13 protein-coding genes, 1 pseudogene and 1 riboswitch are annotated in these 14791 nt (G+C 66.4%); of the genes and pseudogenes, 9 read left to right on the forward strand and 5 right to left on the reverse strand.

The genetic code is table 11. The annotated features are described in order from the left end of the window. Window positions 1-2: 2 nt before the first annotated feature. On the forward strand, window positions 3-896 hold the full coding sequence (locus HBF26_RS08665) for an SDR family oxidoreductase (RefSeq protein WP_167125058.1): 894 nt from the start codon (window positions 3-5) through the stop codon (window positions 894-896). Between the two features lie 93 nt (window positions 897-989). On the opposite strand, the gene HBF26_RS08670 is transcribed toward HBF26_RS08665, so the two are convergent. Both HBF26_RS08670 and HBF26_RS08675 read right to left on the reverse strand, forming a co-directional pair. Then, window positions 990-1937, reverse strand: a complete 948-nt coding sequence (locus HBF26_RS08670; RefSeq protein ID WP_167125059.1) for an aldo/keto reductase — start codon at window positions 1935-1937, stop codon at window positions 990-992. A gap of 64 nt (window positions 1938-2001) precedes the next feature. Continuing rightward, complete coding sequence (locus HBF26_RS08675; protein ID WP_167125060.1) at window positions 2002-2175, reverse strand: hypothetical protein; 174 nt, start codon at window positions 2173-2175, stop codon at window positions 2002-2004. A gap of 120 nt (window positions 2176-2295) precedes the next feature. Between HBF26_RS08675 and HBF26_RS08680 the strand changes: the two genes are divergently transcribed. The 5 genes from HBF26_RS08680 to HBF26_RS08700 all read left to right on the forward strand — a co-directional run bounded on the left by HBF26_RS08680 (window position 2296) and on the right by HBF26_RS08700 (window position 7647). Then, window positions 2296-3219, forward strand: a complete 924-nt coding sequence (locus HBF26_RS08680) for a LysR substrate-binding domain-containing protein (RefSeq protein ID WP_167125061.1) — start codon at window positions 2296-2298, stop codon at window positions 3217-3219. A 306-nt stretch (window positions 3220-3525) separates the two neighbouring features. Next, on the forward strand, window positions 3526-3705 hold the full coding sequence (locus HBF26_RS08685; protein WP_167125063.1) for a hypothetical protein: 180 nt from the start codon (window positions 3526-3528) through the stop codon (window positions 3703-3705). A gap of 152 nt (window positions 3706-3857) precedes the next feature. Further along, on the forward strand, window positions 3858-6482 hold the full coding sequence (gene mgtA / locus HBF26_RS08690; protein ID WP_167125065.1) for a magnesium-translocating P-type ATPase: 2625 nt from the start codon (window positions 3858-3860) through the stop codon (window positions 6480-6482). A gap of 94 nt (window positions 6483-6576) precedes the next feature. Next, complete coding sequence (locus HBF26_RS08695) at window positions 6577-7062, forward strand: hypothetical protein (RefSeq protein WP_167125067.1); 486 nt, start codon at window positions 6577-6579, stop codon at window positions 7060-7062. Window positions 7063-7155: 93 nt separating this feature from the next. Further along, window positions 7156-7647, forward strand: a complete 492-nt coding sequence (locus HBF26_RS08700) for a hypothetical protein (protein WP_167125069.1) — start codon at window positions 7156-7158, stop codon at window positions 7645-7647. A gap of 45 nt (window positions 7648-7692) precedes the next feature. On the opposite strand, the gene HBF26_RS08705 is transcribed toward HBF26_RS08700, so the two are convergent. The 3 genes from HBF26_RS08705 to HBF26_RS08715 form a co-directional block, all read right to left on the reverse strand. Further along, on the reverse strand, window positions 7693-9522 hold the full coding sequence (locus HBF26_RS08705) for a GGDEF domain-containing protein (protein WP_167125071.1): 1830 nt from the start codon (window positions 9520-9522) through the stop codon (window positions 7693-7695). An 11-nt stretch (window positions 9523-9533) separates the two neighbouring features. Continuing rightward, window positions 9534-9800 carry a hypothetical protein gene (locus HBF26_RS08710; protein WP_167125073.1) on the reverse strand — a complete coding sequence of 89 codons (267 nt, stop codon included), beginning with the start codon at window positions 9798-9800 and terminating at the stop codon, window positions 9534-9536. Between the two features lie 97 nt (window positions 9801-9897). Then, complete coding sequence (locus HBF26_RS08715) at window positions 9898-10698, reverse strand: SAM-dependent methyltransferase (RefSeq protein WP_338039649.1); 801 nt, start codon at window positions 10696-10698, stop codon at window positions 9898-9900. A 136-nt stretch (window positions 10699-10834) separates the two neighbouring features. On the opposite strand from HBF26_RS08715, the pseudogene HBF26_RS08720 reads away from it, so the two are divergent. The 3 genes and pseudogenes from HBF26_RS08720 to HBF26_RS08730 all read left to right on the forward strand — a co-directional run. Further along, window positions 10835-11911, forward strand: a pseudogene (locus tag HBF26_RS08720) (acyltransferase family protein); the annotation flags it as partial. 23 nt (window positions 11912-11934) lie between these two features. After that, window positions 11935-12165, forward strand: a riboswitch (cobalamin riboswitch). 80 nt (window positions 12166-12245) lie between these two features. Then, window positions 12246-14162 (forward strand): TonB-dependent vitamin B12 receptor, encoded by a 1917-nt coding sequence (btuB, locus tag HBF26_RS08725; RefSeq protein WP_167125529.1) that lies wholly within the window; start codon window positions 12246-12248, stop codon window positions 14160-14162. Window positions 14163-14187: 25 nt separating this feature from the next. After that, window positions 14188-14769, forward strand: coding sequence for a hypothetical protein (locus tag HBF26_RS08730; RefSeq protein WP_167125075.1), 582 nt, complete (start codon window positions 14188-14190; stop codon window positions 14767-14769). The last annotated feature ends 22 nt before the right edge of the window (window positions 14770-14791 follow it).

A 14791-nucleotide genomic window follows, 5' to 3' on the forward strand; every position in this document is an offset into this window, starting at 1 on the left:
ACATGAAACAGATCGTACTCATCACCGGCGCTTCCAGCGGCTTTGGCCTGCTGACCGCACGCGCCCTCGCCGATGCCGGCCACACCGTCTACGCGAGCATGCGCGATATCGCGGGCCGCAATGCGGCCCAGGCGGACGCTGTCCTGAAGGAAGCGAAGGAACGGAGCGTCGACCTGCGCGTGGTCGAACTTGACGTGACCTCCGACGCCTCCGCCGACGCCGCGATCGAACAGATCCTGAAACGCGACGGCCGGCTCGACGTGCTCGTGCACAACGCGGGGCACATGGTCTTCGGGCCGGCTGAAGCCTTCACCGCGGAGCAATACGCGCAGCTCTACGACGTTAACGTGCTGGGGACCCAGCGTGTGAACCGTGCAGCCCTGCCCGCGATGCGCCGCCAGGGACGCGGCCTGCTGCTCTGGGTATCGTCGAGCAGCACACGCGGCGGAACGCCGCCGTTCCTCGCGCCCTACTTCGCGGCGAAAGCGGCGATGGATTCGCTGGCGGTGAGCTACGCGGGCGAACTCACCCGCTGGGGCATCGAGACCTCCATCATGGTGCCCGGTGCGTTCACGAAGGGAACGAACCACTTCGCGCATGCCGGGAAGCCCGCCGACACGGCACGCGAAGCGGCATACATGGAAGGCCCGTACGCCGGCATGCCCGACAAGATCCTCAAGGGGCTTGCAGCCCTGGAACCGGCCGACGCGGACGCCGCCGAGGTGGCGCGCAAGATGGTCGAGGTGGTGGACATGCCCTTCGGCAAGCGGCCGTTCCGCGTGCACGTCGATCCGTCCCAGGACGGCGCCGAGATCGTGAACGGCGTGGCCGACCGCGTGCGCCGCGAGCTGTTCTGGCGCGCCGGCATCGAAGACCTGCTGCAGCCGCGCGGCTGATCCTGGTCTTGTGGGAGCCGGCTGTGCCGGCGATTCCGCGGCAGCGGGCAATCCTGTCGCAAGCACCCATCGCCGCTGAAGCGGCTCCCACAATCAGGCGTCGCTGGCCGTGCGCAGCTTGGCCAACTCGTCCGCACTGAGCGCCAGCGCTGCGCTCTTCGCCAGTTCGTCGAGTTGTTCGCGCGATGTGGCGCTGGCGATCGTGGCGGTGATGCCCGGCTGGGCCATCGTCCACGCCAGCGCCACCTGTGCCGGGGTGGCGCCGTGCGCCTCGGCCACGTCGTCCAGCGCGGTGAGGACACGCGAGCCGCGCTCGCCGAGGTAGTTCTTCACGCGCGCGCCGCGCGCCGAACTCTTGGCGAGGTCGGCCTCGCTCCGATACTTGCCGGTGAGGAAGCCGCTGGCGAGGGAGTAGTAGCTGATGACGCTCACCTGTTCCTTCACGCACAACGCCTGCAAGGCATCTTCGAAGCCGGCGCGGTCCATGAGGTTGTACTCCGGCTGCATCGACTCATAACGTGCAAGCCCCTTCGAAGCGCTGGTATCCAGCGCGTCGGCGAGCCGGGTGGCAGCGTAGTTGGACGCGCCAATGACGCGCACCTTGCCGGCCTTTACCAGGTCGTCAAACGCGCGCAGGGTTTCCTCCAGCGGTACCTTCGGATCGTCCTCGTGCGATTGGTAGAGGTCGATGTGGTCGGTGCGCAGCCGGCGCAGGGAATCCTCCACTGCCTCGCGGATATTCGTCGGCGAAAGGCCAGGATAGCGTGCCCACTTGCCGACCTTGGTCGCGATCACGACCTTGTCGCGCTTGCCGCTGCGGGCCAGCCAGTTGCCGATGATCGTTTCCGACTCGCCGCCTTCGTTGCCGGGTACCCACGCCTCGTAGACGTCGGCGGTATCGATCAGGTTGAAACCGTGGTCGACGAAAGCGTCGAGGAGGTCGAACGAGCGGGGCTCGTCGACACTCCATCCGAACACGTTGCCCCCGAAGGCGAGGGGAGCCACCTGCAAGGGCGAACGGCCGAGTTGGCGAAGCATCATGGGCGATCTCCGATAGAGCGGAAACCGCCATGATGGCGCAGCCGAGGTTGAGGCGGCGTATCCGTCAGCAGGTGGCGCAGGCCGCGCCGGCGGGTGCCCGCGGAGGTGCGGGGGCCGGCTTCTCGGCGGCGCGTGCGCCCGCTCCGCGTTCCGGTTCGCTCCTGCCGAGGCGAAGCACGAGTTCACGGTCGACGATGTGCCCGTGCATGAAGGCCAATCCGGTGAAAATCGAAGCCATGGCGACGCCCTCCCGAAGCGATGCCGCAATGTCCTGCGGCTTGAGTGGAGGTGAAGGGTGCTCTTTCCGACGGCGGCGAAAAAGCGATATGTTTGCAACCCGGTCTTGAGGATTTTTCACATGTCCCGCCTGCCGCTCGGTTTGCTTCAGGGGTTTGTCCTGGTCGCCCGGACGGGCAAGCTCTCGCGCGCGGCGGAACAGTTGAACCTCACCGTCAGCGCCTTGAGCCACCAGATCCGCAACCTGGAGGAACGCCTGGGCCGCCCGCTGTTCGACCGGGGGCCGCGCGGCGTCACCCTCACCGCAGAGGGTGCCAACCTCCTCGAGGCCATCGGTCACCATTACGAAGGCATCGAACACGCGCTCGGCAGGTACGAAAGCCGGCACCAGGACGCGGTGACGGTGAGCGTGCTTCCCTCGGTGGCGTCGAGCTGGCTGGTGCCCCGGCTGCCGCGGCTGGTGGGCAAGCACCCCGAACTGGAGCTCAGCCTGCACTCCTCTGTCTCGGTGGTCGATTTCGACCGCGAACCCACGGTCGACGTGGCGTTCCGGTACGGACTCGGCTCCTGGCCGCGGACGAAGGCGGAGCGACTGTTCGACGAATACATCGTGCCGATCGCCAGTCCCTCGCTGGTACGCCGCATGGGCGGCCTGCCGGGCGCATCGCTTTCCGGGTGGCCGCTGCTCGGCGACCCGTCCGGCCGCTGGAACGATTGGGCCGAGGCCTTCGGCATGCCCTTGCCCTCGCGCTATGTCGCCCGCTTCGACAATACGGAGCATCTGCAACGCGCCGTGCTCGAAGGCATGGGCGTGGCCCTCGGCCGCCTCGTGATGGCGCGCTCGCTGATCGAGTGCGGTGCGCTCACCGTATTGTGCGAAGAGCGCCTGCGCGTCACGGAAGCGTATTACCTCGTGTACCCGAAACGCTCCGAAGGCCACAGCGGCGTATCCCGCTTCCGCGAATGGCTGCTGGCCGAGGCTAAGGAATACGAAGAGGGGCTCGGCGACGGCACGCGCCTGGGGGCGTGGCGGTACCTTCCGTGACATCGTGAACGGGTCGCAACAGTCGCGGCGGCGGTATTTCGCGCCCTTGACCGATCCACGCTGCGGCGCGACAATTCGCCGGCTACCACACGATGTCTCGTGTGACGGCACCTTCCTTACCTTACCCAGGCATATGGACGTCTACCCTAGTCGACGCGCCGGCTCCCGCACGCATCGGGTCCCGGCGCTGGCAAAACTCATCGCCCGCGGCGACCGCACCCGGTCGGCCGGCGCTTTCCTCCGCTAGGGAAAGTCCGGCTCTCCTCGTCCGGAAGCCGTGAGCTTCCGTTATTCGAGGATTGAGCCATGAACCTCCAGCTCGAAAAGACCGGTCCGCGCATGTTCGGCCGCCGTCTCGCTTTCGCACTCGCCCGTCGCCGTGCCACCGGACCCGTACCGGCCAAGCGCACGATCACCGTGCCGCGTTCGCTCGAAGCCACCGAAAGCCACACGAAACCGGCGGATGGCAAACTCCCGCGGCCATGAACTGCGACATAGACACGACGGCGCGGCTTACGCCGCTCTCCGCCCGATTCCATAGCGACACCGAACGTCGGCTCCGTGCCGGCGCGACCGCTCTCGGCTGACGCCGACGACCGCTCGCGCCTCCGGACTGAGGTCCGGAAAGGCAGCGAGCCATGAAGATCCACACCTCGCCGGCGGCCATGGCTGCCAAGACACCCACCATCGCAAGCGCGGACGCCTACCGTCCGGCGGACGAACTGCTGCGCGCGCTCGACACGCGTCCCGACGGCCTGGACGAAGCCGCGATCGCGGAACGCCTGGACCGCGACGGCGTCAACGAAGTGGGCCACGAGAAACCGCCGCACTGGTCGGTGCAGCTGCTGCGTGCGTTCCGCAGCCCGTTCATCGTGGTCCTGCTTGCCCTCGCGGTGGTGCAACTCTTCACCGAGCCCGACGACTACACCGGTCCGATCATCATCGCCGCGATGGTCGGCATCAGCGTGGTGCTGTCGTTCACCCAGGAATTCCGCTCGTCGCGTGCTGCCGAAGCGCTGAAGGCGATGGTGCGCAACACTGCCACCGTGACGCGCCGTGCCGACGACGGTCACGCCGAGCGCATCGAGGTCCCGGTGGAGGAGCTTGTCGCGGGCGATATCGTGCACCTCGGCGCGGGCGACATGGTGCCCGCTGACCTCCGCCTGCTTGCTGCGAAAGACCTGTTCATCAGCCAGGCGATCCTCACGGGCGAATCCATTCCCGTGGAGAAGTCGGCCCCGAACGGAACGACGGCCGCCGGGAACGCCGGCCCGCTGGACCTTCCGACGGTGTGCTACATGGGCACGAACGTGGTGTCCGGCACCGCGACCGCGGTGGTGCTCGCCACCGGAGCGCGCACCTACCTCGGTTCGCTGGCCCGCACGCTTTCCGGCGAACGCGTACAGACCAGCTTCGACCGCGGAATCGCCTCCGTGAGCTGGCTGCTGATCCGCTTCATGGCCGTGATGGTGCCGGTGGTGTTCGTCATCAACGGCATCGACAAGCACGACTGGCTGGAAGCCTTCATGTTCGGCCTCTCGGTTGCCGTCGGCCTCACGCCGGAGATGCTTCCGCTGATCGTCACCGCCAACCTCGGCAAGGGCGCCATCGCCATGTCGAAGCGCAAGGTGGTGGTGAAGCGCCTGAACGCCATCCAGAACTTCGGGGCGATGGACGTGCTGTGCACGGACAAGACCGGCACGCTCACGCTGGACAAGATCGTGCTGGAGCGCCACGTCGACCTCGCCGGCGACGACAGTGACGAAGCGCTGGAATACGGCTACCTCAACAGCCGCTTCCAGACCGGTCTGCGCAACCTGATGGACAAGGCGGTGCTTGCCCATCGCGATCTGGAGCCGTCCGCGGGCCGCTACCGCATCGTCGACGAGATTCCGTTCGACTTCCAGCGCCGGCGCATGTCGGTGGTGGTGACGGACGGCCAGGGAGAACAGCTCCTGGTGTGCAAGGGGGCCGTCGAGGAAATGCTGGCGATCTGCACGCAGGCGCGCACCGGCGATGTCGTCGAGCCCATGACGGAGGAAAAGCGCCTGGCGATCCGCGCCATGACCAATCGCCTCAACGAGGATGGCCTGCGTGTGCTGATCGTCGCGATCCGGCGCGATCCCTCCGGCGACCGCGCCTATGGCGTGGCCGACGAGTCCGGCCTCACCGCCGTGGGATGCCTGGCCTTCCTCGATCCTCCGAAAGACTCCGCCGCCACGGCCATCCGAGCGCTGCACCACCACGGCGTGGCCGTGAAGGTGATCACCGGTGACAACGAGGCCGTCACGCGCAAGATCTGCGTGGAGGTGGGCCTGGACGTGGAAGCGTCCGCACTGGGGCGCGACATCGAGCAACTCGACGACGCGGCGCTCGACGCCATGGTCGAGCACACCACCGTGTTCGCGAAGATGTCGCCGGTGCAGAAGGCCCGGGTGGTGAAGTCGCTGCAACGGCTGGGGCACACCGTGGGCTTCCTGGGCGACGGCATCAACGATGCGCCGGCGTTGCGCGACGCCGACGTGGGCATCTCGGTGGACACCGCCACGGATATCGCGAAGGAGTCGGCGGACATCATCCTGCTGGAAAAGAACCTGACGGTGCTGGAGGAGGGCGTGGTGGAAGGCCGCGTCACCTTCGGCAACATCATGAAGTACATCAAGATGACCGCCAGCTCGAACTTCGGCAACGTGTTCAGCGTGCTGGTGGCCAGCGCCTTCCTGCCGTTCCTGCCGATGCTGCCGTTGCAGATCCTGGTGCAGAACCTGCTGTACGACCTGTCGCAGCTTTCGATTCCGTTCGACCGCATGGACGAGGAATACCTGCGTCAACCGCGCAAGTGGGACGCGGGGGACATCGGCCGCTTCATGGTGTGGATCGGGCCGGTGAGTTCCGTATTCGACATCACCACGTTCTGGCTCATGTGGCACTACTTCGGCGCGAACGACGTGGCGCACCAGTCGTTGTTCCAGTCCGGCTGGTTCATCGAAGGCCTGCTGTCGCAAACGCTGGTGGTGCACATGATCCGTACGCGGCGCATTCCGTTCCTGCGCAGCATGGCCTCGGCGCCGGTGCTGGCGCTCACTGGGGCGATCATGCTGGCCGGCATGTTCATTCCGTACTCCGCACTGGGCGCGCGCATCGGCATGCAGCCCTTGCCCGGCGTCTATTTCGCCTGGCTGGCGCTGACGCTGGTGAGCTACTGCATGCTCACGCAGCTGGTGAAGACGCTCTACATCCGCCGCTACGGGCGCTGGCTGTAGCGCCTATCGCTACGGCCTTGCGTGGGCGGGAGGGGACAGACGCGATGTGGCGGAAGGGAGTTCCATACGCGCTCCCTTTGCTGGAGACACCGCCATGCGCCATGCCTTTCTTGCTATTGCCTCGTTGGTCTTCCCCGCCGCCTGCCTCGCGCATGCTGCGGGGAACATGCCCCCGCGCTACGTCGATGCGATCGATTGGCCCACGAAGGAAGCGGGCCTGGAGAAGTTCGCGCTCGCCGAGCATATGCTCTCGTTGAGCTTCGAGAGGTTCTGCGGCGACGCATTCTGCGAGGGTCCGTATCCGAACCTTCGGCCCATGCAGCTGAGCTGCTCGGTGGACACGTCGAATGGGACCATCAAGCGCTGCCTCTGGATCTTCGCAGGCAGCGACACGTCGGTGGATGCTTCCAGCGGCGCCGTGCGGTCGTCGGCCAAGGTCTACAAATGCAACCTCCGGCTCGCGCGGAACACCCCGGTCGACGTGTTCTACGAAGCGATGAACGACGGCGAGCTGCTCGGCAAGAAGCTGCCGATGACGCGCCATACGGTGTACGACAGCTTGGTCGGCTGTCTTCCGTGATGCAACGGACTACAAGGTTCCGTGGGCCGCGGCGAGCAGACCCGCGCAAGCATTGAGGGTTTCATACGTGCTCCTTTCAACGGAGACAAACGCATGATCCGAAAGACCCTCGCCGCCAGCCTGTTCGCCGTCACCGCCGCCGGCTTCGCCGGCACTGCCTTCGCGGCGGAACCCATCGCCGAGCGTTACGTCGACGCCTCCAACTGGCCGGCCCACGAGGCGGGTATCGAACGATTCGCGAATGCGGAGGCCAAGCTTGTCGCGGGCTTCAATCGCATCTGCGGCGACACGTTCTGTGAAGGCGAATTCGCCAACCTTCGTCCAATGGAACTGCGCTGCTCGGTAGACGTCACGAAGTCCACGCTGAAGCAGTGCCTGTGGACATTCTCGGGCAGCAGTTCCACCGTCAACAAGAAAACCGGCGCGGTGACCACCAGCGCCCGGCTGTTCAAGTGCAAGCTCATGCTCGCCAAGAACACGCCGATCGAATCCTTCTACGAGGTGGTGGACGGCGAAGACCCGCTCGATGCGAAGCTTCCGATGTCGCGTCACTCCGTGTACGACAGCATCAACGGCTGCCTGTAACGCGTCGGCCGGGCCTTCCTCTGGAAGGCCCGGCACAGGTCCATCTCAGGACCGGGCCAGCCCGAGCGGCTTCGACGCCAGGGGCGCCACCGGTGCCCGCGCTTTCCCGGCGCCGGAATGCGCCACGGCCACCACCACGCGGTCGCGCCCGGCCGATTTACCTTCGTAAAGCGCCTCGTCGGCGACCACGAGCAGGCGGTCGAGGTCGGCGCCATGGCGCCGCGTGCAAGCCACGCCGAAGCTCGCCGTCACCCTTGCGCTCGAAGGTCCCCCGGCGGGAGGCGCGGCGATGGCGGCGCGGATCAGTTCCGCGCGTTTCATTCCGTCGGCCTCGTCGACGCCGGGCAACAGGATCGCGAACTCCTCGCCGCCGAGGCGGCCGAACACGTCGTCCTGAAGCAAGTGATCGCGGCATTCCGCGACCACGCGCAACAGCACCCAGTCGCCTTCCGAATGGCCATAGGTATCGTTCACCAGCTTGAAATGGTCCAGGTCGAACAGGATCAGGCATGAGGCCCTGCCTGCCTTGTGGGAAGCCAGCAATACCTGCTGAGCCCGTTCCACGAAGTGCTGACGATTGCAGATGCCGGTGAGGCTGTCGCGGCGTGCCATGCGCATGAAGCGCAACTGCGCGCGTTTGGTGCGAATCAACCACAGCGCAATGGTGCCGGCCACCGTCAGCAGCAGCACGATGTAGAGCCGGCTCGTCTCGATGGACCGCCTGTCCACCTCGCGTTGCAGGTGGAGGATCTGGTTCTGTCTGTCCAGGACATCGGCCTCCATGCGGCTGGACACGACCTGCTGCTTCACCATCTGATAGGCGAGGGCACGCGCGCTCACGTCGTCGAGGTACCCCTTGTCCGCTTGCATGTAGCGTTCGAGCCACTGGGTCGCGGACTGGAAGTCGCCCTGTTTCCTCGCGATGAGGTAAAGGGTGCGCAGAGCCACCGCGAGCGGTTCGGAGTACTCGCCGCCAGGTGCGCTCTTCACCGCGGCACTGGCATATTTGCCCGCGGCATCGGTGTTGTTTTCGTTCCAGTAGGCCTGCGCGAGCAGCGATTCCACCTGCGAGGCCAGGCTGGGATAGCCATAGCGAAGCACCTCGGCGTAGTGCGATTCCAGGACGTGAATGGCATCGCGTGGCCGCCCGTTGCGAATGGCGGTATCCGCCACGTCGGCGCGCAGCGCGTTCGCGATGAGGTTTTCCCCGGCGGCCTGGCAATCGGCGATGCCTCGCGCGTAGCGGTCGTCGGTTCCATCGATCCGCTTGCCGCGGAACATGGCGTGCAGCTTGATGAATGTACCCTTGCATGCGCTGTCGCCGGCCGGGGTGCTTTGGATCATGCGTTCCGCGTAATCGGCGGCGAGGTCGTACTGCCCGGCCGTTGCGAGCATCTGCGCGGCCTCGCCAAGGCCCTGGAGGCGCGCCTGGGGATCGGTGACCGCGGGAAGCATGTCCGTCAGTTCCGTCAGGCGGGAAAACGCTTCCTGGTAACGATGGCCGATGCCGAGGATGTTGATCAGTGTCGCCGTGGCGCGAAACCGCAGCACCTTGTCCGGCGAACTGCCGGCGACGGTCTCCAGCAGGGGCGTGGCCGCATCGTAGTCGCCGGCGTAGGCTACCTGCCAGGCTTCCAGGTACTGGAGGTGGGCTCGCTGCTTTTCGGTCAGTCGCGTCGAATCGTTTTCCAGCCGCACCAGGGTGTCGACGAACTTCTGGTGGTCGGAAGTCTTGGTGAGGTCGGCCCGGGCGAGGGTCGCGGTTGCGTCCTCGCCCGGTTGCAACTGCGCGAACGCGACGGCGGCATGGCCGCACAGGGCAAGCAGCGCGACGAACGGCCGGCAGCAGCGTCCGATGCGGCGTGCCATCTCCATCGCGAAGCGCCTTACGCCCTGCGTTGTGCGAAACGGACGGACGACTCTTCGTCGCCGTCGTCCTGCTCCTCGGGCTCATCCTGATCGAGCTGGATGCCAAAGAACTTGCCGGGCGCGAGTCGGTCGCGCAGCGCGGCGTCATCGCCGGCCAGGATGGCGGCAGCGAGCGTGGGCTCGACGTCGGAAGCGGTCAATGCGTTGGCCAGGTCGGCCTTGCCGGAGGTGCGCAGCGTGGCGCTGGCGCCCATGCGCGCAAGAAAATCGATGATGTTCGACATGTGTTCCCCTGATTGATGGCGCCGTGTACCTCCCCAGGTGCACGTACGCAGCCCGATCATAGCGCGACCCAGGCGGCCACCTGTTAAGTGTCCCGATTCAGGTTTGTGTATTGAGCGCGGCCAGCCGTTCGCGAACGATCGGGTCGGGCTCCAGGGCGCGGCAGGGCGGTACCGCCAGCGTGTCGGACATCCCCAGCGCGATCCGTGGCAGCTCGGCCAGCGGCAGGCGCTCGATGCGCGGCTCCTGGAAGGGAAGCGTGGCGGCGCGATAGACCGCCACCTCGTGCGTTTCCGGGTAGTGACGGGCGAGCACCTCCACAAGCAGCGCGAGGCGGGCCGGGTCGGTCTCGAAGCGTCCGCCGCTGAGATCGCCGGCAATGCCCACCTGCCAAAGGATCAGCCACGCGGACGGATCAACGATGCGCCGGTTGAGCATGAATTGCGTGGCCTCGAAGTGTTGGCATCCGACCCGGCCCGGGTCGATTCCGAGGTCGGCATACAGGCAATCCTCCGATGACACGCCCGGTTCCATGCGCGCGGCATAGCCTTCCTCGCGGGCACGTGCTATCGCCTCGTGGGGCGCCTGGGCGAACACGCCCGGGTGACCGTAAAACACGCCGCAAACCTTCCGGCCGGCCCGGACCTCGGCAAGCATGGTATCGACCATCTCGCGATAGGTGGCCTGCCGCGGCTTGTCGTCGGCATAGAAGCCTTGCAGGCTGCGAACGTCGGCGTGCATCTGCCGCACCCATTGCTCCACGAGACCGTCCGATACGGCAACGAACACCACGTCGGCCGATTCGATGTGGCTCCGCGCCAGGGGCGTGAGATGGGAACCCAGGGTCATTCCCACACCCACACAGGCGAGCGAGCCGGGTGCCGCTTCCGTCATTGCCATGTATCCCGTTATTCGTGTGGGAGCATCTTACCGGCCGCGATGCGACAGGCGCATTGCCCGCAAATCGCCACGAGCCGCGCCGCGGCATGTCCCGCCGATGGCCGAACATCGCGCCACCGACAGGGGGAGGACATCGATGCACAGGACGCCTGGCTTGGACACGCTTCGCGCCATCGCGATCGTATGGGTGATGTTGTTCCACAGCTATCTGGTCGGCGGGCTGGGCGACGGGTTCGGCGCCCTGGAGCGCTCCGGCTGGATGGGGGTAGACCTGTTCTTCGTGCTCAGCGGCTACCTGATCGGTTCGCAGGTGATGAAGTCGCTGCGCGACACGGGCCGGATCGACGCCGCCGGTTTCTATCGGCGGCGATGCGTGCGTATCCTGCCTGCCTTCTTTGTGGTGTTCGCGATCTATGCCCTCATGCCGGGCTGGCGGGAGACGCCCGGCATGCAGCCGTGGTGGCAGTTCCCGACCTTCACGTTCAACCTGCTGTTCGACAACAGCGACAACTACGCGTTCTCGCACGTATGGTCGCTGTGCGTCGAAGAACACTTCTATCTCCTGTTCCCGTTCCTCGCTTTCGTGCTTGCGCGGCGCCCGGCGGCATGGAAGTTCGCCGCCGTGTGTACCGCCGTGGTCGTCGGCGGCATGCTCTTGCGGGCCTGGTTGTGGACGCACGAGGTGGCGCCCGTCCAGGCGAGCGGCGGGAACGCCGGGCTGGCGTATCTGCGCCACCTCTATTACCCGACATGGTCGCGGCTCGACGGCCTCATGGCCGGGGTGGCCCTCGCCGCATGTCGGGTATACCGGCCGACGGCCATGGCCTGGATGCAGGCACGGGTCACCACGGTGCTGGCGGTCGGATCGGTTCTCCTGATCGGATCGCTCGTACTGTTCGACGGCGCCCGCACGGCGTTCTGGCCCTGCGTGATCGGCTATCCGCTGCTCTCGCTGGCGCTGGCCGCCTTCGTGGTGGCGGCCAGCGGTTCCACCTGGCTGGCGCGCCTCGACATTCCCGGTGCCGGCTGGCTTGCGCGTGCTTCCTATAGTCTCTATCTGAGCCACAAGCTGGCCTTCGCCATGGTGGAGAGACATCTGGACGGCTATCTGGCAGACCATCGCTACCTGCGCTTCGCCATCTTCGCCGTCGCGATCCTCGCCGTTGGCGCCCTGCTGCACTACGCCGTGGAGCGCCCCTTCCTCCGTTGGCGTGACCGTCGTGGCCCGGCTTCGGCTACACTGTCGCCGCCCAAGGTGATCCAAGGCGTCAGCGCCGCGGATTGAAACGGGAATCCGGTGACGCGCGCGGTCTCCACGCCGCCGCCATTCCGGAGCTGCCCCCGCAACGGTAGGCGAGCAAGAGGTCGGCATCCAGCCACTGTGCCCACGAGGCATGGGAAGGCGCCGTCCGGCAGGCAACCCCTGCGCTCGCAAGCCCGGAGACCGGCCTCGAGGTACACCGGACAGGCGGAGGGCCATGTCGTGGGTGGCCGTCGCCTCTCGCCGCCGGCATCCCGCGTTTCCCTGCACCCGTCCCTCGCCATTCATGCCGCGCGGGTTGGCGCGGTCAGCAGGGAGTCACCACGTGTCGTTTCGTTCTTCCACCCTCGCGCTCGCTATCGCGACGGGTTTCCTCGTGCCCGCCGTGTCGTTCGCGGACGGGGCTTCCACCGACATGGATTCGGTCGTCGTCACCGCCAGCCGCACCGAGCGGTCGCTGAACCAGGTGCTGGCGGCCTCCACGGTGCTCGATCGCGCCGACATCGAGCGCTTGCAGCCGCGCTCGCTCGCCGACCTGCTGGGCAGCACGCCCGGCGTGTCGATCGCCAACAACGGTGGCCCGGGCAAGGCGACCTCCGTGTTCATGCGCGGGACCGAAGCGGACCACGTGCTGGTGCTGGTGGATGGCGTGAAGGTCGGATCGGCCACGTCCGGCACCGCCGCCTTCCAGGACATTCCTGTCGACCAGATCGAGCGCATCGAGATCGTGCGTGGTCCGTACTCGAGCCTGTACGGCTCCGACGCCCTCGGTGGCGTCATCCAGATATTCACGCGCCATCCCGAAGGTGCCTTCGTGCCGAATGCCTCCATCGGCGTGGGCAGCTACGACACCTTGCGCGGTTCCGCCGGATTCGCGGGCCGCGGCACACAGGGCTGGTACTCGGTGGAGGCCAGCCACGACCAGACCGACGGGATCAACGCCTGTCGCGGCAAGCCCAGCCCGCGCGGCGGCGGTTGCTTCACCTATGAGCCCGACAAGGACGGCTACCGTAACAACGCCTTGTCCCTGAAGGGCGGCTGGCGTTTCGACGAGCAATGGGACGCCGACGCGACGGCCACGCGCACCGAAGGCCGCAACCATTACGACGGTACCAGCAGCAACTTCGCGGAGTCGGCGACGCAGGTGCTTGGGGGCCGCTTGCGCTACAGGCCGGCCAGGGACGTCGTGGTCACGGCCAACGTAGGCCGCAGCGAAGACCTCTCCACCGATTACGAGGACGGCACCTACGCCGATACGTTCAACACGCATCGCGACGTGGCGTCATTGCAGGCGGACATCGGCCGTGTGTCCAGCAACACCGGACTCACCACGCTCGGCTTCGACTGGCAGCGCGATCGCGTGGTCGGCAGCACCGACTACCTCGTCGATGCACGCCGCAACCACGCGCTGTACGCGCAATGGCAGGGCGAATTCGGCGACAACTCCGTGCAAGCCAGCCTGCGGCGCGACGAGAACAGCCAGTTCGGCGGCAAGACCACCGGCAGCCTCCAATACGGCTACGCCCTGACGAAGACCCTGCGCGTGACCGGCAGCTACGGGACGGCCTTCAAGGCGCCGACGTTCAACGATCTGTATTACCCCGACTACGGCAATCCCGAGCTCGGTCCCGAAACTTCCCGGAACTGGGAGCTGGGCCTGCGCGGTACGCCGGGCTGGGGCACCTGGTCGGTCAATGCCTTCCAGAACAGGATCGACAACCTCATCGTCTTCGACTCGAGCTTGAGCGGACCGCTGTTTCCGTTCGGGGGAGCGAACAACATCGCCCGGTCGCGTATCCGTGGCGTGGAACTGGCGGGTGACACGACGCTGGGCGCGTGGCGCCTGTCGGGCAACGCCACGTGGCTGCAACCCGAGGACGAAAGCGACGGCCCCACCGACGGCAACCTGCTGCCGCGTCGTGCGCGCCGCACGGCACGCTTCGACGCGGACCGCAGCTTCGGTCCGTTGAGCATCGGCGCCAGCGTCTCCGGATTCAGCTATCGCTACGACGATACCGCCAATGCCAACCGCCTCGGCGGCTACGCCCTCACCGACCTGCGAGCGGCCTACGCCTTCGCCGATGCGTGGAAGGTGGAGCTGTCGGCGAACAACGTGTTCGACCGTCACTACGAAACCGCTCGCTACTTCAACCAGCCCGGCCGCAACTGGCTGCTCACGCTGCGCTACCAACCGCGTTCCTGATCCACCCACCCTGGGAGAGTTTGTCATGAAGCCCTTGTCCCGCCCGATGTTCACTGCCGTCGCCGCGATCTTCGCCATGGTCATGATCGCGACCCGCTTCCACCACTTCGGCGATGCGCTGCATCTGCCGGACGCGTCGATGGCACTGTTCTTCCTGGGCGGCATCTATCTGCGCAAGCATCTCGCCTTCGTGGGCTTTGTCGTCCTCTCGGTGCTGGTTGACTGGTACTCGATCCGCTATACCGGGGTAAGCGACTTCTGCATCACGATCGCATACTCGTTCATGCCACTCGCGTACTCGGTGCTCTGGTATGCCGGCCGTTTGGTCGCGCCGCGCTATGACGGAAGCCTGGCATCGCATGTCACCGTGTTTGCCGCCATTCTGGTCGGCGCCACGTTGTCGTACGCCGTGTCGAACGGTGCCTTCTACTGGCTGGGCGGACGTTACACCGACCCGAACATGACCCAGTACGTGGAACGATTCGCCCAGTGGGCGCCGTTGTTCGTTCGTGCCGCGGCGGGCTACGTGCTGGTCGCGCAGGCGATCCAGGCCCTGGTGTTCCGCTTTGCGCCCCGCGCCGGCGACGGCAGGGCCGCACAGGCATGAGCGGCAACACGCCGTGGCAGGA

Source organism: Luteibacter jiangsuensis, assembly GCF_011742555.1.
GTDB lineage: Bacteria > Pseudomonadota > Gammaproteobacteria > Xanthomonadales > Rhodanobacteraceae > Luteibacter > Luteibacter jiangsuensis.